The 22,081-nt window shown below is 43.7% G+C and carries 21 protein-coding genes; 10 read left to right on the forward strand and 11 right to left on the reverse strand.

Translation table 11 applies throughout. The features are described from left to right. Positions 1-25 precede the first annotated feature (25 nt). Positions 26-1,342 carry a UDP-N-acetylglucosamine 1-carboxyvinyltransferase gene (gene murA, locus K9M52_RS13270; protein WP_224068913.1) on the reverse strand — a complete coding sequence of 439 codons (1,317 nt, stop codon included), beginning with the start codon at positions 1,340-1,342 and terminating at the stop codon, positions 26-28. Positions 1,343-1,532: 190 nt separating this feature from the next. On the opposite strand from murA, the gene K9M52_RS13275 reads away from it, so the two are divergent. Further along, positions 1,533-2,078 (forward strand): DinB family protein, encoded by a 546-nt coding sequence (locus K9M52_RS13275; protein ID WP_224068914.1) that lies wholly within the window; start codon positions 1,533-1,535, stop codon positions 2,076-2,078. Positions 2,079-2,202: 124 nt separating this feature from the next. Continuing rightward, positions 2,203-3,465 (forward strand): PQQ-dependent sugar dehydrogenase, encoded by a 1,263-nt coding sequence (locus K9M52_RS13280; RefSeq protein WP_224068915.1) that lies wholly within the window; start codon positions 2,203-2,205, stop codon positions 3,463-3,465. Positions 3,466-3,558: 93 nt separating this feature from the next. On the opposite strand, the gene K9M52_RS13285 is transcribed toward K9M52_RS13280, so the two are convergent. Together K9M52_RS13285 and K9M52_RS13290 are read right to left on the reverse strand one after the other, a co-directional pair. Next, a complete protein-coding gene (locus K9M52_RS13285) occupies positions 3,559-4,401 on the reverse strand; it encodes an alpha/beta fold hydrolase (RefSeq protein ID WP_224068916.1) in 843 nt (280 codons plus the stop codon). Further along, positions 4,379-5,629 carry an Lnb N-terminal periplasmic domain-containing protein gene (locus K9M52_RS13290; RefSeq protein WP_224068917.1) on the reverse strand — a complete coding sequence of 417 codons (1,251 nt, stop codon included), beginning with the start codon at positions 5,627-5,629 and terminating at the stop codon, positions 4,379-4,381. The genes K9M52_RS13285 and K9M52_RS13290 overlap by 23 nt, the downstream gene beginning before the upstream one ends. Positions 5,630-5,844: 215 nt before the next feature. Between K9M52_RS13290 and pyrF the strand changes: the two genes are divergently transcribed. The 4 genes from pyrF (at position 5,845) to K9M52_RS19050 (ending at position 9,972) form a co-directional block, all read left to right on the forward strand. Then, positions 5,845-6,654: an orotidine-5'-phosphate decarboxylase gene (gene pyrF, locus K9M52_RS13295; protein ID WP_224068918.1), complete on the forward strand. Its 810-nt coding sequence runs from the start codon at positions 5,845-5,847 to the stop codon at positions 6,652-6,654. A 37-nt stretch (positions 6,655-6,691) separates the two neighbouring features. Further along, positions 6,692-7,210, forward strand: coding sequence for a hypothetical protein (locus tag K9M52_RS13300; protein WP_224068919.1), 519 nt, complete (start codon positions 6,692-6,694; stop codon positions 7,208-7,210). Between the two features lie 68 nt (positions 7,211-7,278). Then, positions 7,279-9,828, forward strand: coding sequence for a S9 family peptidase (locus K9M52_RS13305; RefSeq protein WP_224068920.1), 2,550 nt, complete (start codon positions 7,279-7,281; stop codon positions 9,826-9,828). A 21-nt stretch (positions 9,829-9,849) separates the two neighbouring features. Continuing rightward, on the forward strand, positions 9,850-9,972 hold the full coding sequence (locus K9M52_RS19050; protein ID WP_262902407.1) for a hypothetical protein: 123 nt from the start codon (positions 9,850-9,852) through the stop codon (positions 9,970-9,972). Here K9M52_RS19050 and K9M52_RS13310 read toward each other — a convergent pair. After that, positions 9,964-10,815: an AraC family transcriptional regulator gene (locus K9M52_RS13310; RefSeq protein WP_224068921.1), complete on the reverse strand. Its 852-nt coding sequence runs from the start codon at positions 10,813-10,815 to the stop codon at positions 9,964-9,966. The genes K9M52_RS19050 and K9M52_RS13310 overlap by 9 nt on opposite strands. Positions 10,816-10,902: 87 nt before the next feature. Here K9M52_RS13310 and K9M52_RS13315 point away from each other — a divergent pair, with 87 nt between their 5' ends. From K9M52_RS13315 to K9M52_RS13330, 4 genes are all read left to right on the forward strand, one after another. Then, positions 10,903-11,466 carry a short chain dehydrogenase gene (locus K9M52_RS13315; protein WP_224068922.1) on the forward strand — a complete coding sequence of 188 codons (564 nt, stop codon included), beginning with the start codon at positions 10,903-10,905 and terminating at the stop codon, positions 11,464-11,466. Between the two features lie 35 nt (positions 11,467-11,501). Next, a complete protein-coding gene (locus K9M52_RS13320) occupies positions 11,502-12,005 on the forward strand; it encodes a lipocalin-like domain-containing protein (protein WP_224068923.1) in 504 nt (167 codons plus the stop codon). Positions 12,006-12,232: 227 nt separating this feature from the next. Next, positions 12,233-12,826 (forward strand): hypothetical protein, encoded by a 594-nt coding sequence (locus K9M52_RS13325; protein WP_224068924.1) that lies wholly within the window; start codon positions 12,233-12,235, stop codon positions 12,824-12,826. Positions 12,827-12,841: 15 nt separating this feature from the next. After that, a complete protein-coding gene (locus K9M52_RS13330) occupies positions 12,842-13,570 on the forward strand; it encodes a type 1 glutamine amidotransferase (protein ID WP_224068925.1) in 729 nt (242 codons plus the stop codon). A 125-nt stretch (positions 13,571-13,695) separates the two neighbouring features. Here the strand turns inward: K9M52_RS13330 and K9M52_RS13335 are convergent, their stop codons facing one another. From K9M52_RS13335 to proS, 7 genes are all read right to left on the reverse strand, one after another. Continuing rightward, on the reverse strand, positions 13,696-14,364 hold the full coding sequence (locus K9M52_RS13335; protein WP_224068926.1) for a DUF922 domain-containing protein: 669 nt from the start codon (positions 14,362-14,364) through the stop codon (positions 13,696-13,698). Positions 14,365-14,472: 108 nt separating this feature from the next. Next, positions 14,473-15,807, reverse strand: a complete 1,335-nt coding sequence (locus K9M52_RS13340; protein ID WP_224068927.1) for a dihydrolipoamide acetyltransferase family protein — start codon at positions 15,805-15,807, stop codon at positions 14,473-14,475. Between the two features lie 60 nt (positions 15,808-15,867). Further along, positions 15,868-17,136, reverse strand: a complete 1,269-nt coding sequence (locus tag K9M52_RS13345) for a CinA family nicotinamide mononucleotide deamidase-related protein (protein WP_224068928.1) — start codon at positions 17,134-17,136, stop codon at positions 15,868-15,870. A 147-nt stretch (positions 17,137-17,283) separates the two neighbouring features. Next, the gene (locus K9M52_RS13350) at positions 17,284-17,928 is read right to left on the reverse strand and encodes a class I SAM-dependent methyltransferase (RefSeq protein WP_224068929.1); all 645 of its coding nucleotides are present in this window, start codon (positions 17,926-17,928) and stop codon (positions 17,284-17,286) included. A 33-nt stretch (positions 17,929-17,961) separates the two neighbouring features. Continuing rightward, positions 17,962-19,209, reverse strand: a complete 1,248-nt coding sequence (locus tag K9M52_RS13355; RefSeq protein ID WP_224068930.1) for an MFS transporter — start codon at positions 19,207-19,209, stop codon at positions 17,962-17,964. 61 nt (positions 19,210-19,270) lie between these two features. Next, positions 19,271-20,305 (reverse strand): Smr/MutS family protein, encoded by a 1,035-nt coding sequence (locus K9M52_RS13360; RefSeq protein ID WP_224068931.1) that lies wholly within the window; start codon positions 20,303-20,305, stop codon positions 19,271-19,273. Between the two features lie 205 nt (positions 20,306-20,510). Then, a complete protein-coding gene (gene proS, locus K9M52_RS13365; protein WP_224068932.1) occupies positions 20,511-21,989 on the reverse strand; it encodes a proline--tRNA ligase in 1,479 nt (492 codons plus the stop codon). Positions 21,990-22,081: the final 92 nt, after the last annotated feature.

Consider the following 22,081-nt stretch of genomic DNA (forward strand, 5'->3'; position numbering starts at 1 on the left):
TTTCAAAAATGCCTGGTTAGATGGATTATCTTCTGTCGTCGATCCGGCGGATCTCAGCACCAAGTTCGATGAGGCGTTTATCAATATGCTGATAGCCGCGATCGATCTGTTCGATGTTCTGAATAATGCTTTTGCCCTCTGCACTCAGTGCCGCGATAAGTAACGCTTGCCCCGCACGGATATCCGGACTGCTCATGGTTATACCTCTTAATTTATGTTTTCGATCCAGTCCGATAACGGTGGCGCGATGCGGGTCACAAAGAATGATCTGTGCGCCCATATCGATCAGTTTATCGGTAAAGAACAGCCGGCTTTCAAACATTTTTTGATGAATAAGCACACTGCCTTTGGCCTGGATGGCGGTTACTAATACAATGCTGATCAGATCTGGCGTAAATCCCGGCCAGGGATTGTCATAAATGGTCAGTATACCCCCGTCCATATAGGTGGATATCTCATAATGATCCTGCTGAGGAATATAAATATCATCCCCCTTAAACTCCATCCGGATGCCCAGTTTACGGAACTTCTCCGGAATAACGCCTAAATGCCCAATTCCCGCGTCTTTAATCGTGATCTCGCTAGCTGTCATGGCAGCCAGACCGATAAAGCTACCGATCTCAATCATATCCGGTAGCATCCGGTGTGTGGTACCCGAAAGCTTATCCACCCCTTTAACGGTTAACAGGTTGCTGCCAATGCCGGTTATATTGGCGCCCATGCTGTTCAGCATCCGGCAGAGTTGCTGGATATACGGTTCACAGGCTGCGTTATATATCTGGGAGGTGCCTTCTGCCAACACAGCCGCCATGAGTACGTTGGCTGTTCCGGTTACGGAGGGTTCGTCCAGCATCATATAACATCCTTTTAAGCCATTGGTCCTAAATTCCAGACAGGACGTTTCCGCATTATAGTTAAATGCAGCGCCCAATTGCTGAAAGCCCAGAATATGTGTATCGACACCACGGCGTCCGATCTTATCACCACCTGGCTTAGCGATATAAGCTTTTTTATAACGTGCCAGCATGGGGCCAGCCAGCATAACGCTGCCTCTCAGCTTACTGCCCTTGTCCCTGAATGCAGCAGAAGCTAAATAATCTGTTTGAATATTATCCGCCTTAAAAAGGCAGGTATGTCGATCAATACGGTTGACCTGTACATTCATATCTGCCAATAATTCAATTAACAGATTGACATCCAGAATATCGGGAATATTTTCAATTCGTACTTCCTGATCAGTTAACAGTACAGCAGAGATAATCTGCAGGGCTTCATTTTTAGCCCCCTGAGGAATGATACTGCCACTCAGTTTTTTGCCACCTGTTACTTCAAATGAAGCCATATGATTTTAATTTAATTGAGCATGTTGAAACGCAAATTTAATAATCTATGGGAGAATAGCGCTCAGATGATTGTTATATTCCATAAAAACCGGGAATGTTCAGGAGAATTCTGTTTTGAAGAAAGGCACCATTCGCAAGTTATTAAGTAATTTTACGGTTCAAAAGAACGATCCATAAAATTTACATAATATGATATCTACACCTGAATCCTTCGCAACCGGATTTTTGACGCAATCTATCAAAAGACTGGAAGGATATAAACAGATGGCGGACAAGGCCATCAGTCAGTTATCAGATGATCAACTCTTTGCAGTTGTAGCGGAGGGAAGCAACAGTATTGCTGTCATTATGCAGCATATGGCCGGTAATATGAAAAGCCGCTGGACGAACTTTATGACGGAAGATGGGGAGAAAGCCTGGCGGAACCGTGACCAGGAATTCGAATCAACACTGCAGGACCGGAAAATGTTACTGACTGAGTGGGAAAAAGGCTGGTCTTGTCTACTGGAAGCTTTGAGAAGTCTGCATGCTGAAGATCTGGCAAAAGAGATTACGATCAGGGGGGAAAAACTTGCTGCCTATGATGCTATTGTAAGACAACTGATGCATTATAGCAGCCATGTCGGGCAAATCGTTTATGTGGCTAAATGGTTGAAAGGTGCCGAGTGGGAGCCATTAACAATCGCCAAAAATCAAAGCCAGGCCTTTAACCAGTCTATGGGTTATTCGTCATAACAAGACTGATTGATTTGACCTGTTGGAATAGTTAAGAAGGGATCGGGAAAGGTTTGAACGACAAAATATTGTTAACATAGAAGAGGTGATTGGATAAAAACTGCTAAAATGAAGTAAATTCACTATGAAAAACCATATTCTCATGCATATATCACATGCTACACGTGCGCTCATCGGACTCATGATGGGCGGTGCTCTGTTGAGCTGCAACAGTAATTCTCAGTCACAAAACGATCAGAAAACAGCCCCGGCAGACAGCCTGCCACCCGTGGAGACCAAGGCTCCCAATAGTAATTATAAGCCGGCGTTTCCTGGACAGACCCGGGTAAAAGGGGTTAAAACCCAGACACCGATTAAGGTGGAAATGCTGGACAGTACACTTAAATTCCCTTGGGCGATCTGTAATTTGCCGGATGGCCGGTTACTGATTACTGAAAAACTGGGGACCATGCGGATTGAAACCCTGGATGGACAACTGGATAAGAAGATTACCGGTCTGCCAAAGGTAAATGCGGATGGACAGGGAGGTCTTCTGGATGTTAATATAGATCCGGATTTTGCCACCAACAGAATGGTGTATTTTGATTACGCAGAACCAGGGGCGGAAGGTAATGTACTGGCAGTCGCGAAAGGCAGGCTTGCGGATGACGAAACGCATTTAGAAAATATCCAGGTGATCTACCGGGCTGCACCGGCCTGGAAGGGTACCCTGCAATATGGCTCCAGGATTTTATTCGACCAGGAGGGTAATCTTTTTGTCAGCACCGGAGAACGTTCGGACAAGAAAGTCCGGGTGCAGGCACAGCAGCTCAATTCTGCTTTGGGTAAGGTGCTCCATATCACGAAGGAAGGTAAGCCGGTTCCCGGCGGCCCTTTTGTGGATTCCGCAGGAGCCTTACCGGAGATCTATGCCTATGGCTTCCGTAATCCTGAAGGTATGGCTTTCAACCCCACAACCCATGAGATCTGGGAAGTAGAGTTCGGCCCCAAAGGTGGTGATGAATTAAATGTCGTTCGCCCGGGTAAAAATTACGGCTGGCCGGTTATCACCTACGGCAGGGAATATAGCGGTGATCCGGTAGGAGAAGGTATTCAGCAAAAAGAAGGCATGGAACAACCCGTTTATTACTGGGATCCGGTTATCTCACCTTCAGGCATGACTTTTTATAATAGCGATACCATTGCTGAATGGAAGGGAAATATCTTTATTGCCTGTCTGAGCAGCTCACACATTACCCGCATCGTTTTGAACGGCGATCATGTGGAAGCAGAAGAGTGGCTCATGCAGGATATGGGACAACGTTTCCGGGCCATCACACAGGCGCATAATGGCGCATTGTATGTGGTGTCTGAACAGGGGAAACTTTATAAAATTTCTAAAAAATGAGCTTAGTCAGCTCATATATAAAAGCCTATGTTATTTTTTGAAAACCAAAAATAACATAGGCTTTTTAACAGGCGGTTTATGAGATGAGTCCTGTTATATGGATACGTTTTGCACCAATTGCAGAAAATGGGTCAGGATCTTATTAACCTGACCGGGGCATTCCAGAAACCCCATATGACCTGCCTGTTCCAATATCTCTATCATCGCTGTTTGGGGCAGAGAAGACTGACGAATCAGATCGATGGCAGGCGCTGCTTTATCCTCAGTTCCCGAAATAAATAAAAAAGGTATGGATAGATGCATTAACAGGGCCGTTTTGTCTGTCCGGTCATGCATCATTTGATAATACTGTTGCAGAGTCCTCGTCTCAAAATGGCTGCCTGCTTCAATCAGTTCCTGAATGACCTGCGGATGAGCTGATTTAAAGACAGGGCCAAATAAAGTAGGGATCATGGTTTTCAAGAAGGCAGCCCCCCCATATTGCTCCATGGTATGTATGGCCTTGATACGGTTGACTTTCTTCTGTTCAGAATCTGCATAGGCAGTGCTGTGAAGCAGCCCTAGTCCCAGTATTATTTCCGGATATCTCTCTGCGAATGCCAGTGCGATATAGCCGCCCATTGAGTGACCGATAATAACCAGCTTGTCAATTTGCTCTTCTTTTATGATAGCTGCCAGGCTATCCGCAAAGTCGGCTGTACTTTCCAGTACTGGATTATAGGGTGAGCCGCCGGAGCCAGGTAGATCCGGTACCAGTAATGTGTAGTAGGCCGACAAGGCATCCAGCTGTTCTTGAAATATACCGCCTCTCTCGGGAAAGCCATGCACCAACATCAGTGTAAGGTCTGCTCTGTCACTGCCACTGTTCGATGGGCGAGTTGGTTGTAAAAGCACATATCTGATATCTTGTCCTCTATAGTGGATTGTTTTCTGCATGTATATCATTTTTTCTGGCCAATACTGCATACCTGATAAGCATGAGGACACAGAAGGGCAATAATGCGATATTAAAATGTTGTGGGAGTCCCCACCAGAAAGCGAGCAGAATAGCTGTTAATATCAACATGAATATAAAGTATTTCTTCAACCAGGTACGTGGCTTCCAGATGAAAAAACCGGCAATCAGGTTTAGAGGCATGGCCCAAATGAGGTTATAATTATTTTTACAGGCCTGGTGGTCTGTGCCCAACCACATAAATACCAGTAATACGCCTAGGAGGCCCGTAACGTATAACAGCAGGCTATCCAGTATCAATTGCCCTCTCGGTTCATTTCTAAGCAGGTAATAGATTAATAGCAGCAAGATACATGTGGCAGAAATGACTATGAGTGGAAGATATTTGCTGCTGGGGATTATGGGCGAAGGGAGGTCGATGATCTTGCTGTTAGATTGTACGTAGGGATGTCCTGTGACAGTGGCAGAATCTATACCTGCAGCTAGATAATCCGGCAAAAACATGGCTGTATTGTTATCCACAGGGATGTCGATTCTGCTACCTAGCAGAATATCTATCCCAAGCTTGCTCCAGGGCTGTCCTCCCTTATCCAGATAATGATATATCAGATCCCTGAAACTGGTATGATCCGGTACGATCTGTCCGTGTATTTTCGTCCCTTTCATTCGGCCGAACAGAATATCCCTGATTCTGGTTGCGCAATTGTCATAAAGAAAATCATATTTATAATACCTTTTGGCCGGTTGATAATTATCTTTTAAAAAATTGAGGACCTGCCGTTTTTGATCAGCTGTTAGGTCGAGTACTTGTTCAGTCACACTTCGCTGAGTGACCTGGTATTCATACATAAATTCCTCAAATGTCGAAATGCTTAGCATGAATTCCAGTTTGCCCCGGATGAACTTGAGATAAAAATTGGGTTGATCGAACTGAAATGTTCCATAGTTGAACACATAATCCGTGTTTAGCTGCCGGTCCTGAATACGGATGGCGGTATGGCCAAAGCTGGAATACAGATCTGCCCCCGGAGCACAGGTAAGCAAACTGACCCGCAGTGGATCATAGGGCGCAGTTGCGTTTATATCCTGACTGATAATGCTCTTAGGGGTTTTGGAGGTTGAAAGGGGGCCGTTTTGTGCACTGACGGTGAGTGCTAGTGTGCTCAGGCAAAGTGAAGTAATGAATAACCGTAAATATTTGCACCACATGAATAATAGGTTTCTATAGATGAATTGAACTGTATAAGTCTTGAAATGCCTTACATTACGTAAGCATTCTTTGACTTTTTTCTTCGTTTTACCTGATTTTAGCCATTTTGCTCAGGAGTCTTAGGCCTGGCTGCCGCTACAAAGATGCAAATTCTCGGGCAGAATGTTATTTTTTAGGGCGCACTTTCTTATTTTTGGCTCTTAACTAAGAATTTATGAACATTCGGCAACTGACAGCATCTATCTTTCAAAAACGTTCTTATTTGTGTGTAGGCCTGGATACGGATGGGACTAAATTGCCTGATGGCTTGCAGGATACGCCGAAGGATATCATTGCCTTTAACCGGGATATAATTGATGCCACCCTTGACAGTGCTGTTGCTTATAAGATCAATACGGCATTTTACGAGGCCATGGGGCAAAAGGGGTGGGAGATTATGGAAGCCACTCTGGCACATATTCCCAAAACCCACTTTAGTATTGCGGATGCAAAACGAGGAGATATCGGGAATACAGCCGCCCAGTATGCAAAAACTTTTTTTGAAACTTATCAGTTTGATGCTGTAACCGTGGCGCCTTATATGGGCAGCGACAGTGTTCAGCCTTTTTTGGCGTATAAGGATAAAACCACTATTGTTCTAGGGCTTACTTCGAACAAGGGTGCCGATGATTTTGAGCAGTTGGCCCTCGCCACCGGTAAAAGACTTTATGAGCAGGTGCTTACGACGGTCAGTAGCTGGGGAAGCCCCGATAATCTGATGTTTGTCGTAGGAGCCACTCAGGCAGAGTCTTTACAACATATCCGTACGCTTGTTCCGGATCATTTTTTACTGGTTCCGGGTGTGGGTGCCCAGGGAGGCACTGTCGAGGAAGTGGCTGCCGCAGGCTGGACTAAGAACTGCGGACTACTCGTGAATGTCAGCAGAGCCGTAATGTATGCCTCCAGCGGAACAGATTATAAGGCCGCAGCAGCAGAGGCTGCCAGGAAATATCATCAGCAAATGATGCAATCCTTTGAAGGCTAACCGGTTTTTATCGAGTCATCCCGTAAATATTATTGTTATGATAACGAAGATTGTACGTAGTGTTTTTGTCTGGGCACTGCTGGCAGTTGCATTTACATCTATTAGCTGCAGGTCAAATACCGACACAGATCAAAATAAACCGGAAGCAGACTCGGCCGCTGCGGGTATGAAAATCGACACCGCGTCTATCACTGATCGTTCGGCCTTGACGGTAACTGAAACGAATGAGGATTCTTTGATCATTGCATCAGTTACCCAGGGCAGTATACCGGATTCAATCGTATTAAAGGTGGATCACATTTTTCAACGGATTCATGTAGTGGTTAAGAATGTGTCAAGCGACTCACTGGTGGCCTCTTTAAATGCTCCCGGTAAGGAAAGGAATGTGCGTATCAATCAGATCATTATGCCAGATGGCAGTATGGACGGCCCCTTTGGGCATGAAATACACTATCGTACCCGGCAAAAAGGTACTTATACGCTTATTGTCGGAAAGGATAATATGGCTGACGGTCAGGTTGAAGGCCCCGTCACTGTTTTTGTAAAACTATTGTAGAGGGATTTTAAGGAAAATCAGGAACTGACAACTGTAACTTTAAATATATTCATACCCACCTTAAGCTTATGAAGCGTACAACAGGCTTATTATTGATGACAGTACTGGGTTTTCTGTCAGTACAGGGGCAGGAGATGCCCACAACCCGGCAACAGGAACCGTTCAAGGCAAATTATGCCCTGGCTGCTAAATTTTCGCCGGAAAGGCAAAAAAAGATGATCTTTTCTACCCATGTGAGCCCTCATTGGCTGCAGAAGGGAGACCAGTTCTGGTATCAATTCTCTACCAGCAGAGGAAAGAAATGGTACCTGGTGAATGCTGCGGCCGGAACCAAGCGGCCATTGTTTGATGAACAGAAAGTAATTGCCAAAGTCAGCGAAATTGTGGAGGAACCTTATACGGCTCAGCATTTTCCCATCGATAGCGTTGAATTTTTGGAAAATGAGCATGCAATACGGTTTCAGATAAAATCCCAAAAAGATGTAGTGGATAAAGATACCGGCAATGTTAAAAAAGATAAGGGAAATGAGGGTGATAAGAAAAAGGATCATACCTCGGCAGCGGAGAAGTCTCAAAAAAAAATCTATTATTTTCGCTATGATATAGACCAGGATAGGCTCACCGAGCTTAAGGACTATAAAAGGAAAAAAGAGACGCAGAAATGGGCTAATATTTCTCCTGATGGCCAGACAGTTGTTTTTGTGAAGCATTATAATCTCTACTGGATGGACAGGGCGAATTTTGAAAAGGCCCTGATCAACGAAAAAGACAGCACTATTATAGAGCATCCATTGACCACCGATGGAGAACTCTATTACACTTATGGCCGCAATGCCAGCAATATTGGTACGGATAACGTGGAAATGGAAAAAGATAAGGACAAAAGATCCAAGCCTTATCTTCTTTGGTCGGCTGATTCCAGATATTTTGCCATGACAAGAGAGGATGATCGCAAAGTAAGTAAGCTATGGGTTGTACATAATATTAAAGAACCCCGCCCCACACTGGAAACTTACGCTTACGCTATGCCCGGAGATACTGCACTGTCGGTTTATCATTTACTGGTCTTTGACATGGCCAATAAAACGCGAAGAGAAATAGACGCGCATGCTTATAAGGATCAGACCTTAAGTATACAGGGTAAGCCTTATCATTCCTCGGACAGGGATAAGCCTTATGTGCCTTTGATCTGGTCAGGAGATGATACACATTTTTATGTAACCAGGCAGAGTCGTGACATGAAAAAGATTGATGTGCTGAAAGCAGATGCAGCCACCGGTACAGCCAAAACCATTATTGAAGAGCGGATGAATACCTCGCAGGAGGCCAAGAATGTAGGTGTTGTCAATGGTGGGAAGGAGCTCATTGAATGGAGCGAACGGAGCGGCTGGGCGCAATTTTATTTATATGATGGAGAAGGACATCTGAAGAACCAGATCACTCCCGGTGGTTTTCATTGCAATGACATTGAGAAAATAGATGAGCAAAACAGGGTGCTTTATTTTACAGCGAATGCCCGGGAAGATGGAGAGAACCCCTATTATATGCATTTCTACCGGATTAATTTTGATGGCAGCAATCTGCAACTGCTTAACAAAGGGAATTTTGATCATGATATCAGTATGAGTGATTCCAGGAAATATTTTGTGGATAATTATTCCAGGGTCAATACGGTACCCAATGCAGTACTTAGGAATAATGAAGGCAAGCAGATCATGCAACTGGACTCGGCCGACTTGTCGCAATTATTTGCTGCCGGCTACAAGTTTCCAGAGTTAGTAAAGGTTAAAGCGGCAGATGGCATCACGGACCTTTATGGCGTTCTTTATAAACCGTTTGACTTTGACAGTACTAAAAAATATCCTCTGGTTGAATATGTCTATCCCGGACCGCAGACAGAAGCGGTACAGACAGCCTTTACACGTCTGTCTGATCGTACGGACCGTTTGGCGCAGATCGGATTGGTCGTCTTAACGGTCGGTAACAGAGGCGGCAGCCCCATGCGGTCCAAATGGTATCATAATTATGGTTATGGTAATCTGAGAGATTATGGGTTGGCTGATAAGAAAGCGGCAGCTGAACAGATCGCCGATCGTTTTAACTATATTGATATTAATAAAGTTGGTATCCACGGGCATTCCGGTGGCGGATTTATGACGGCAGCCGCCATGTTTACCTATCCCGATTTCTTTAAAGTGGGCGTTGCGTCTTCCGGTAACCATGATAACCGGATCTACAATAACTGGTGGAGTGAAAAGCATCATGGTATAACAGAAAAGATAAGTAGCAAAGGGGACACTAGTTTTGCCTTTAAGATCGCGACAAATCCACAGATCGCGTCACATTTGAAGGGGCATTTATTGCTCACTACAGGAGATGTGGATGACAATGTTCATCCCGCCAATACGATCCGCGTTGTAAATGCACTCGTAAAGGCCAACAAGCGGTTTGATCTGGTAATATTACCCGGGCAGCGTCACGCTTATGGCGACATGGAGGAATACTTTTTCTGGCGACTGGCTGATTATTACAGCATGTGGCTTTTAGGGGATTTTTCTCATACGGCGCAGGTAGATATGACGGAAGCAAATCGCGATAAAGCGCTCAGTGACGATTAAGCTATTTTTTATTGATAAAAGATGAACAAAGAAGGGGCCGCCATGAAAGAGGCAGTCCCTTCTTTGTTTGCCGGCAGTTGGATAGCCCGTGACTATCCTGGTTCTTATTTTTCAGAATGGAAAATGAATGCGGTATTAACCTGAGTTGCTCATGTGAAGCTTCCTGTATTCCGATGGGTTCATGCCCTTGTATTTTCTAAAGGCGCGGTTTAAATGGCTTTCATCGGTATAATTAAATTCGTATGCGATCTCGTTAATACGCATATCACTGTGTAGCAACCTTGTTTCTACTAATCTAAGCCTGAAGTTATTGATATATGCCTGTAGGGTGTCACCTGTTTGCTTTTTAAAATACCTGCCAAGGTAGTTGAGCGAGATATTAAAATGCTTGCTCAATTTTTTTGCTCTTAGATTGTCAGGTTCAAATATATTATCCTGTATGTAATTAAGTATTTCCAACACAGGTTCACCCGTGGCTTCTGTCACATTTTTGGGCAGTTTTAAAGCGATATTTCTGGCTACAATGGTAATTAACGTATCGATAATCTGTTCAGTAATACGATTATAATATAGTTGCTGATTTTGTTGTTCGTTAAGTATGTTTTCAATAAACGAGGCCACCAGCGGTTTATCCACTTTGTTTTTCAAAATGCATCCGGGGCGATGACTGGCATTCTTTAAGATATACTCCACTTGCCTTATCAAGTCTGACGTGTCGCGGTTTTTGCCTTTTACATATTGTTCACTGAAACGTAGAATAAAAAAGGTAGTAGGTATCGTAATGTCAAAGCTATAAACATCCTGTGGTGTCAACAGGAAGAGGTTTCCCTTGCGGTAGTTGAACCGGTTCTTATTGACAGTTTGGACACCTGTACCTTCGAGTATAAAGATCAATTCAAAGAAATGGTTACGTTTTGCGATTTCGCTGAAATCGCTTAACCGCTTGCATTCGATTTCGTATGAATCATATAGTATTGCGCCTGCCATGGGTGCAAAAGTACAAAATAAGTGTAAAAATGTACAAGAGCTGAATAGCCATCCTTGTATAATTTTGCTACAATCAAATTTTGAATCATGAAAATTTTACTTATTGGCGCAACAGGTGCTATCGGAAGGCTCATTCAACCCGCTTTACAGATTGATCATGACGTTATTAGCGTAGGCAGGAGCAACGGCGATATTTTGGCGGATATTTCGGCAATAACGGATATCAGGCATCTTTTCAAAAGGTCGGGTAAGGTCGACGCGATTATCTGTGTGGCGGGCAGCAGCGTAACGGGGGAACTGGATGCTATGGACATCACCGGCTATGAGGCCGGTATTCAACAGAAGCTGTTGTCGCAGATTAACCTGGTACTTATCGGGCTAAACTATGTTAATGATAATGGATCTATCACGTTGATATCTGGAAAAATAGGAGAGAGCCCCGTTAAAGGCTCTTCCGGAAAGGCTGTTCCCAATGGAGCCGTTAACAGTTTTGTAAAGGCTGCAGCTTTAGAAATGCCACGCGGCATACGGTTAAATGCTATAAGTCCGGCTAAGATTTCAGACATTCCGGCAAACGACCTGGTACTTGCCTACATTAAAAGTATAGAAAGCAAGCTCAATGGAGCTATTATCCGCATTGGCTACAAATAATTGTAACGATAATAATAACTTAAATTAACATTAAGATGATAAAATGTTTATTGCTCATAACTTTTTCGATGCTATGGGCCAATCCACACCATAGTTCTAATTTGTCTACGGCAGCCAGGAACCGGTTGGTGGGAACCTGGTCGCTGATGGCAGTGGAGAACACCTATGCTGATGGCCGGGTCACCTATCCTTACGGGAAAAATCCTGCAGGCAGGATGATTTTGACAAATGGCGGTGACTATTCCATTCAAATACTAAAATCGGACAGACCCAACGTGGCTGCCAATAATAAAGCCAAAGGTACACAGGAGGAAAATGCTGCATTGGTCAAAGGAAGCAATTCGCATTTTGGCAGATATGTTGTGGATGAGTCGAACTATACCATCACTTTCGATGTACGGCATGCTTTTTTCCCCAATTGGGAAGGACATCTTCAGGTTCGGTCTTATACGTTAAAGGATAAGGTGCTGACTTATATTGTGACCAATACCACCAGCGGCGGTAAGGTAAAGGCCCGGGTTGCCTGGCAAAAAAAATAATTAGCTGCTGCAAACAGTCAGAGGCGTCTAAAACAGCAAGCGGGTTATATCTGATACGGGATATCTGCCAAGGAGCCTGTAACGCTTTTCAGTTTTGGACGCCTACTTTTATTGTGATTACAGGCAGTCTTCGTTTCAGGAATAAAAGCAGCCAAAAACTGTGGATATAGCCTATTTGTTTGGCATTTAAATTGTAATTTTACTATAGAGCAAACTTATCTTTTATTATGGAATCACGTGATATATTGCAAAGTGCAATTGAAAAGTTTTCACATACTGCAGAAACCGGTGATATCAGGGCTGGCCGTAAGAAGTTTTTTGATACGATTACATGCAGAGACGATAAAGAAGGGCTTCGTATCATCGATACCATAGGAGATGAGCGTAACAATATGGTGATTCTGGCTGGTAAACAAAACGATGGTTCCTCAGGTGTTGTTTCTTTCTCTTTTGTGAGAAAGGAAGGATATTTTGCCATCCAGGTAATCTCTACGATTGCCGCATTCATTCCTTCTGAACAGGTCGTGATCGGGTTTAAATTTGAAAATGGAAAGGAAGTCATCTCTGGATTTGTATTTCCTCCAGTGAATGTCGAAGGTACCCATTACTGGGCCAATTATGCACAGGTTTCCCCAGAAGACCTGGGCGCATTTATGGAATCTTCTCTGGTTACCTGGCAGATGAAAAATAAAATCAATAACAATCATTTGGAAAGCGACTTTAATATACTTGCTACAGATATTTTACCCCAGACTGAAGCAAAATATCTTTTACGCTCTATGGCTTGTGCGATCGCCAAAGATTATTTAGCTACCGTATAATTTCCGTTTTTATTCATGAAAAAGGAAAAGCGCGTCCATTATCTGCAACATGTCGATTTTGAAGGCCTGGGTTATATTGAAACCTGGCTATCGGAAAATGGATTTGATTGTACAGCGACAAAATTTTATGAGCCACTGTTTCAGTTGCCCGCGCCCGACGATATAGATGCCCTGATTATAATGGGCGGCCCTATGGGTGTGTATGATACGTCTGTCTACTCCTGGCTGAAAGCAGAAAAAGATTTTATAAAATGCTGTATAGAAGCAGAGAAGCCAGTGCTTGGCATCTGCCTTGGCGCACAACTCATTGCAGATGTGTTAGGTGCAAAGGTTTATAAAGCTCCCCAAAAAGAAATTGGCTGGTTTCCGGTGATGCCTGACGCAGGTTTAATAAAGAAAGGCAGAGTGTCGCTGAAATTTGAAAGATTGTTCAGAAATAAACCAACTGTTTTTCACTGGCATGGGGATCAATTTGAGCTGCCGAATGGCTGCTCCAATTTGTTGGACTCTCCAGCTAACAGCAACCAGGCATTCTCAGTGGAGGATAAGGTTATTGCATTACAATTTCACCTGGAAGTCAATGCATCGGGTCTGGCTTTAATGATAGAAGAAGGCAGAGGTGAGATTAACCTAGAAGATGCCCCATATGTACAAAGTAAAAGCCTGTTGTTAAATGGAAGAAGGTATATTAACGCCTGCAACGAATTGATGGGTAGAATACTGAATCTGTGGTTAGATAATTAATTCGCTTTTATTATTGAAAACCTGTAATCGGCATCCTTTGCCGCATGGAAGAAGGTATATTAACGCCTGCAACGAATTGATGGGTAGAATACTGAATCTGTGGTTAGATAATTAATTCGCTTTTATTATTGAAACCTGTAATCGGCATCCTTTGCCGCATTTAACGGCGGTAAGGTCTGGCTGATATGTGCTCCTTCATAGGGAGGTAGCTGCTGCAAAGCAAGGGTAATCCGCTGGTTCCAGATGGCCTGGTTCTTTTTGAGTAATCCATGCATGGTCTGGCGTTCGTAATTCTTCTGTACTTTGGAAAGCTCCTTATTCATGGCTTCCATGATCTTGGCGATCTCTTCTTTAAAATTATTGGTAAATTTTACTTGCCGGAACTGCTGGAAGGTTTTTCTGGTATAGATCTCATTCAAGTCAAAATGACCTTGTTCATGCTGAAGAAGACCACTATCCTGTAAAGCATCCGCAGATACCCAGGATTTGTTATAACTGAATCTATTGGTCATGGAAATTTTCAAGACACGTTGCAGGTCCAGATTACTAACACTTACTTCTACACCTGGCTGGCTTGAAGTGACTGCTCCGACAGAAAGGGGCTGCCCCTTTCTTGCGGGTTGTACTACCCGAAAATTATCAAAAGTTAGGCCGGTAGGGCTCCAGTCAACATCCCTGGCCGGATCAGAGAACTGTGCCTTGGCAACACTGAATTGTAACAGGGTTATTATTAATACAATCACCCCTGAGGACCTCCGTAAAAAATCCGGCAATACATTTTTAAACTTTGACATAGAAAATTAGACTTCCGTAATCAACGCAAGTTACATGCTTTAAAGAAGTTCTCGGCTCACACTATGGCAAATTAAGATCTTATATATAGTAATTTATATTAAATTAGGTTAATATTTCTTATTCAGGTCCCAGTTTTCTATTTCTTTTACCACTCCATCCAGAAAACGGGAACCTAATGCGCCATCAATGATCCGATGATCATAACTGAGCGACAGGATCATAATGTGCCTGATACCAATTGTATCGCCCATGTCTGTCTCAATAACCACCGGTCTTTTCTTAATGGTGCCGATGGCCATAATAGCCACCTGTGGTTGGTTGATAATGGGCGTTCCGCCCAGAGATCCAAAACTGCCCACGTTGGTCAGTGTAAATGTACCTTCCTGTGTATCAGCGGGTTTTAATTGATTATTGCGGGCTCTTTCAGCCAGATCATTGACTGCTTTACTGAGGCCTACCAGATTAAGATGGTCGGCATTTTTAATAACCGGCACGATCAGGTTGCCACTGGGCAGCGCGGTGGCCATCCCTATATTAATATTTTTCTTCAGTATAATAGTGTCACCATCCACAGAGCTGTTAATCAAAGGAAAACGTTTGATTGTACGTGCTACGCAATCAATAAAAAGTGGCGTAAATGTGATCTTGCTCTTTTCCCTGATTTCAAAGTCTTTCTTAACTTTCTCCCGCCATTTAACCATATTGGTGACATCAACTTCGGCAAAACTGGTCACTGTTGCATTGATGTTTTGGCTATCTTTCATATGCTTGGCGATCAGCTTACGCATCCTGTCCATCTCAATGACCTCTGTCTCTCCACTGAAACTTGCCGGAGATATTGAGGGGGCAGGCATAGTCTCCTGTATAGCGGAGTTGACGGGCTGACCACCCTTGCGGGCGATGTAGGCTAGCAGATCTTTCTTTGTAAGCCTGCCATCATTGCCTGTTCCGGGGATACAGGCAAGATCCGATGGTGCAATACCTTCTTTAGCGGCGATACTCATGACTAGTGGGGAATAGAAGCCATTATTGCCCTGAATATTATTAGACTCATTTGTGGTCGCCGGCGTTTCTGCTGAGGCAGCAGGTACATAAGGAATGGATGCAGTATCTTCATTTTCAATGTTTTCTGCACTATCCTCCGTTGCGTTTTGCGTTGAAGCCGGTTCCGCTTCTGTTTCTTTTGTATTTGCTGCTTCTCCTTCAGTTTCTATAAGCGCAATGGTAGCGCCTACAGGGGCAACTTGGTTTTCCTTGAACAAAACTTCTTTGATTACGCCACTTACAGTAGAAGGCACTTCACTATCTACCTTATCGGTAGCGATTTCAAGAACCATTTCCTCTTCCTCGACCTGTTCACCCGGCTGTTTAAGCCATTTTAAGACGGTTGCTTCTATTATTCCTTCGCCGAGAGCCGGCATTTTTAATTCAATTAGCGCCATAAATGTATTTTTGTGCCTGGATTAAGGGAATCCGGGCCTGGAAATGTACGATTAAGTTTTCTAATCTGAAAATTGAGTGCCCTGATTTTCTGATTCGATTAGTTTACGTAACAGATTAAATGCCTGGAGGGAAGCGGCTTCCCGGTTATGCAACCGGTCATACCGGAAGTGACAGAGCTTGGTCACGACCTGGTCCTGACTGGCTGCGGCTATCCATACGGTCCCGACTGGCTTTTGCTCAGTTCCGCCGGTAGGGCCTAATATGCCCGAAACAGCTATGCTGTAATCAGCACCCATGATCACTCTCACCTGTTTAGCCATTAAAATGACGACCTGTTCGCTGACGGCCCCATGGGTGTCCAAAATATTCCTGGGTACTTTTAAAAGACCTTCTTTAATGGCATTGTCATAGCTGACGACACTACCGTGAATATAGGCAGATGCCCCGCTAATGGCAGTTAACTGGGCTGCCAGATAGCCGCCGGTACAACTTTCTGCGGTTGTTACCCTTTTGTCGTATTGAATCAGGAGTCGGGCAATGGCCTCGGCGAAACTGATATCCTCATCTGTTACCAAAATATCACTGAGCAAGTCCTTCATTTGCTGAAAATAATCATCAATGACAGAGCGAGACCCCGGCTCCACATTTTCTGTCAGTCGAAGCCGGACGGCCTGATGACCAGGTAGATAAGCAAGTTTGATATTTTCGGGAAGACTGGTTTCCAGGTCTTTAAGCCGCTCTGCGACGAAGGATTCTCCAAGCCCCATTGTCGTCATGGTACGATGCAGGACTTCTCCCAGATCAAATTTCTCCCGGATAGCTTTCAGTACAAAGTTTTCTGTCAGTCCCTGCATCTCAAAAGGGACGCCCGGCATGCTGAAATAGAGCTTACCTTCCCTTTCAAACTGCATGCCGGGGGCTGTTCCACGTGAATTAAGCATGACCTGGCAAACGTCAGGGACTTCAGCCTGCCGGATATTGACATCCAGCATCGGTCTGTTTAGCCTGGCGAAAATGCCCTTGATTATTTCCAGGGACGGTTCATGAAGGACCAGACTTCCTCCGAAATATTCGTTCAGGATCGGTTTAGTAAGATCATCTTGTGTAGGTCCTAATCCGCCTGTAATTATAATAATATCAGAATCCGACGAAGCGTCATCTAAGGCCTGCCATATGGCATCCCATTTATCACCTATGATGACGCGCCTGGCTACCCAAACCCCAATATTATTTAAAGCCTGTCCCAGCCAGGCACCGTTTGTATCGATTACCTGGCCAATCAGCAATTCATCACCAATCGTTAGAATAGTAGCGGTTACGCGCTGCATATATGACATATTAGTTGGGTGCAATTTACTAAAAAATGGCTTCTAATTACGTTAAAGCGGAGCGGGCTCTGCCAAAAAACCACTGTATGGTTTTGTGGCAGCTGTTAAAAAAGAATGCACAAATCAGCTCGGGAAATAGGTTTATATTCATTGGAGAAGCCTGACTCTTACAATCCAATAATATCTAAGATTGATATAGGCTGTTTCTGCCGCGATACCCGATAATTGCCTGATAACAAATTCTCTTGTCGGGAAATTCTTTAAAACCAAGTGCGAAGCCCCGGTTTCCAGGGTTCTGGTCTGATAGGTATTGCCGCGATCATCTGACTTAGTAATCATGTGACTACTGCCTTCAATATAATTATTATCGATGAAAACCAGAGTCCCTCCAGGTTTTACCAGCCCGGATACCTTGGTGATAAAATGATCCAGTTCCTGTAACAGTATATGACTCCAGATAAATCCGCCAAACAGACTTTCATGTTTTCTGATTGGGTTTAAATCATAAATATCAGAAACTTCAAAAGTTACACAGCTTTTATATCGTTTGTTTTTTGCAATGTCGATTACTGTTTTATTGATGTCGGTAGCCAAAATTGAGTTTGCCGTCTGAGCAATTCTTTCCGTCCAATACCCGGTTCCGCAGGCGATTTCCAAAACTTCTTTATGAAAGAATAAAGACTGCAAAACGCTGATGAGCTTTTTTAAATCAGCCTGCCTTTCAGGTTTATGGTAAACCTTTTCATATTCCTGCGCCCGGTCTCTATAGTAATTAACAAGGTCTTGATCCATTCTTATAGATAATCGTCGTTGTTCAAATGCTGCCTATACGGCAGGCACTGCATCTTCTTCCATATAATCCAAATCCTTGTGGAAGGATTCCTTGAGTCTGCTTAGCGAAAAAAGCGCAATGGCTACCAAAAAAAATAACATAATGTAAGCTGCCGGAATCAATTTAAAATGCTTTACAAAAAATTCAAATAGGAGTGTGATTGGAATCAATGCACCTCTTACAAAGTTTGGTACAGTGGTGGTCACCGTTGCACGAAGGTTGGTGCCAAACTGTTCTGCGGCAATGGTTACAAAGTTGGCCCAATATCCGACACCGACGCCAATGATAAAGGCCAGGTAATTGAACTGGGTAGGCGTAATGCCTTTATAGCTGAGATAGTAAGAACAGCTTGCCAATGTAAATAAACAAAATATCAAAATGACTTTTTTCCTGGATTTCATCCATTGAGATAGGAGTCCTGCAATCAGATCTCCAAAAGAAATGCCTATATAGGCAAACATGATACCACTGCCGGCATCCAACGTACCTTTTGCATTTAATTGATGGCCTATTTCGGGGGCCTGCGTGAGAAGGATGCCTACGACAAACCATAAAGGAAGCCCGATGAGAATACAATGGATGTATTTGACAAGTCGGTCTTTATTGCCCATAAGCATACCCAGGCTGCCTTTTTTGATGTTTTTATCTTTGGCGGCCTGTTCAAACATCCCTGACTCGAAAATGCCTAACCGTAAGAATAACAATAGGATGCCCAGACCACCACCTACAAAATAGGCATTACGCCAATCAAAATAATGTGAGACTCCCTTGGCGGCTACTGCGCCGAACAATCCTACTACAGCGACCATCATCGTACCATACCCTCGCTTTTCCCTGGGCATCGTCTCGGCGACCAGCGTGATACCGGCACCTAATTCCCCGGCCAGACCAATACCTGCAATAAAACGAATAAAAGCATAGGTATTGACATCGTGCACCAGGCCATTGCAGATATTGGCTATCGAATATAAAAGGATGGATCCGAACAGCACTTTGATCCGGCCATATCTGTCGCCCATAACGCCCCAGATAATGCCGCCAATGAGCAGGCCACCCATTTGCATGTTAAGGATGTATTCACCCATCTGGCGCATTTCACGATCGGGGATACCGATGTCTTTCAGGCTCTGGATCCGGACAATGGAAAAGATTAACAGGTCGTAGATGTCAACAAAATAGCCGAGAGAGGCTACCAGTACCAGTAAAATAACATTTTTGTTTTGAATCCGGTTTGAGACCATATATGGTTATTTTGGCACACAATTTACACCAAAATGCCGCAAAAGTTAACAACAGTATCAATTAATATTGGAAGAAAATCTCTGTTGCGCCAAACCCGAAACGATGATCAAACTGGTTAACAAAGCTTTTTACCTCTCTGCGGCTCTTGAGCAGCTGATGGATCTCTTCTTTTAGTTTGCCTTTGCCTACTCCGTGGATAATAATCAAATTAGGCTGGCGGTTCATCACTGCGATATCATACCATTTTTCGAATTCTCTTAGCTGCAGCTGCAGCATTTCAAAATGGGAGAGACCTTTGGGATCATCTATGATTTTATCAATATGCAGATCCACCACACTCCGAACAGGCGGCAGGGTTTCTTTGAACTTTTTTGCAGGAACAACCTTGTACCCGACTTTGCTCAGGGAGCTAAGGTCCATTTGTTCTTTTACCTGCTTCTCCCTAACTGGGTATTTGTCCAGTAAACGGTAGGAGATAGTCGGTTCGTTTTTGTCCTTGATCTCCTCTACTTTATTAAATACCTGCTTCGGTTTTAATTTTAACTGAGTTTCAAAATAATCAGCCCTCTTATCGTCTTTTTTGGATAGGGAGAATTCTATTTCAAAATGGGGGTAATCATTTAAATCAGAAAAATCCATGTCATGAATATAGACATCTTTATGAGGAAGCACTTCTGATTTCAATTCAAAATCGACCTGACCATTTTTCTCATACCTGTAATAAAACTGCATGGCATCCTGAGTATGGTTGACCAGGTAGATTTTAAAATAATCCACAATGTCATCACCAAATTCATCCAGTGAATATTTTGGCAATAAGGTCAGCCAGGTCCCGTTTTCAGCTTTAATATGATTCGTTTGCGTTTTCTTTTCAATAGGGATCTGATCAATAAAAGCTTTTTCTTTTTTGGGTGCCGATACGAGAGGCTTCTGAGAGAACCTTTTAAAATAAGGGAAATCGATCTGATCAGTATATATAGGGAACTTGACACCACGTACTTCTACGATGACCATCTCTGGATTTAAAATTTCCAGCACGCGGCCTTCTTCACTTGTCTGTAACACGAGGATTTCGTCTCCAACTTCATATTTCATACTGCAAAATTAATTCATTTCTCTACAAATCCCTGAATTCATTGCCGGTTGGCGCCCCCCGGAGTGAAACCAGAGTGCTGCTTTATTCAGTATTAAAGTCTTCTTTATAAGCCGGGAAGCCGTCCAATGATTGATGGACGGCTTCGTATCTGTTTTATAGTTGTTTTCTGTGATATATAATTCCCCGGCCTTACTTTTATTAGTATTAATAGGCGCGGGCGAATAATACCCGCTGTTTGCTGGGATTGCCTGTCAGGATACATTTGCCATTTTCCTCAGGATTATCGAGTGGGATACAACGAATAGTGGCCTTGGTCAGCTCTTTTATTTTGTCTTCTGTTTCAACAGTGCCATCCCAATGGGCTGCAAGGAAACCGGGCTGCTCATCCAGTAAGCGCACAAACTCATCCCAAGTGTCTACAGGTGTGATGCGGGACTGCTGAAATGCTTTCGCTTTATTAAAAATGCTGGTCTGGATTGCCTCCAGTAAGGAGACGATCTGTTCATCCAGGCCATCCAAAGAATAGGTTGCTTTTTCCCGGGTATCACGACGAGCAAGCTCGGCTTGGTTGTTTTCCAGGTCTCGCATACCAATGGCTATTCTCAGCGGAACGCCTTTTTTCTCATATTCGGCAAATTTCCACCCCGGCCGTTGGTTATCAGTATCATCATATTTCACGCGGACTCCTTTTTGCTTTAACTTGTCCATTAAAGGTAAAATGACTCCGTCAATCCGGGCCTTTTGTTCTTCACCTTTGCATATAGGAACAATAACAAGCTGAATAGGAGCAATCTTTGGAGGTAATATCAATCCTTCATCATCACTATGGGCCATGACCAAGCCACCGATCAGCCGCGTGGATACTCCCCAGCTCGTAGCCCATACATAATCCAGCTTATTTTGCCTGTCACTGAATTTAACGTCAAAAGCCTTCGCAAAGTTCTGACCCAGAAAATGTGAAGTGCCTGCCTGCAGCGCCTTCCCGTCCTGCATAAGTGCTTCAATACAATAGGTATCCACCGCTCCGGCAAATCGTTCACTTTCACTCTTGATCCCCCTGATGACTGGCACAGCCATGTATTGTTCTACAAAATCGCCATAAACATGGAGCATTTTTACGGCTTCTTCAATTGCTTCTTGTTGGGTGGCATGTGCGGTATGCCCTTCTTGCCATAAGAATTCTGCAGTACGTAAAAACAGCCGGGTACGCATTTCCCAACGCACAACGTTGGCCCACTGATTAATGAGTAGCGGAAGATCCCTATAGGATTGAATCCAGGTTTTATAGGTATTCCAGATAATGGCTTCAGAGGTAGGACGAACCACCAGTTCTTCTTCCAGTCGGGCTTCGGGATCAACGATCAGTTTTCCTTTTTGCTCAGGGTCACCCTTTAAACGATAATGGGTAACCACCGCACATTCTTTAGCAAAACCCTCAGCGTTTTTCTCCTCGGCTTCAAAAAGGCTCTTGGGGACAAATAACGGAAAATAGGCATTTACGTGGCCCGTTTCCTTAAACATACGATCCAATACATCCCTCATATTTTCCCATAAGGCAAATCCATAGGGTTTAATGACCATACAGCCGCGAACTGCACTGTAATCGGCCAGTTCACCTTTAATAACCAGGTCGTTGTACCACTGAGAATAGTCTTCGTTACGGGATGTTATTTCTTTACTCATATTAAATAATTCAATAATATTTTTACTGCAGATTTTGCAATACGATTTTATTTAACTATTTATTAAAGTTTAGTAATTAACTATTAACCCTA

Origin of the sequence: Arachidicoccus terrestris, assembly GCF_020042345.1 — a bacterium.
Taxonomy (GTDB): domain Bacteria; phylum Bacteroidota; class Bacteroidia; order Chitinophagales; family Chitinophagaceae; genus Arachidicoccus; species Arachidicoccus terrestris.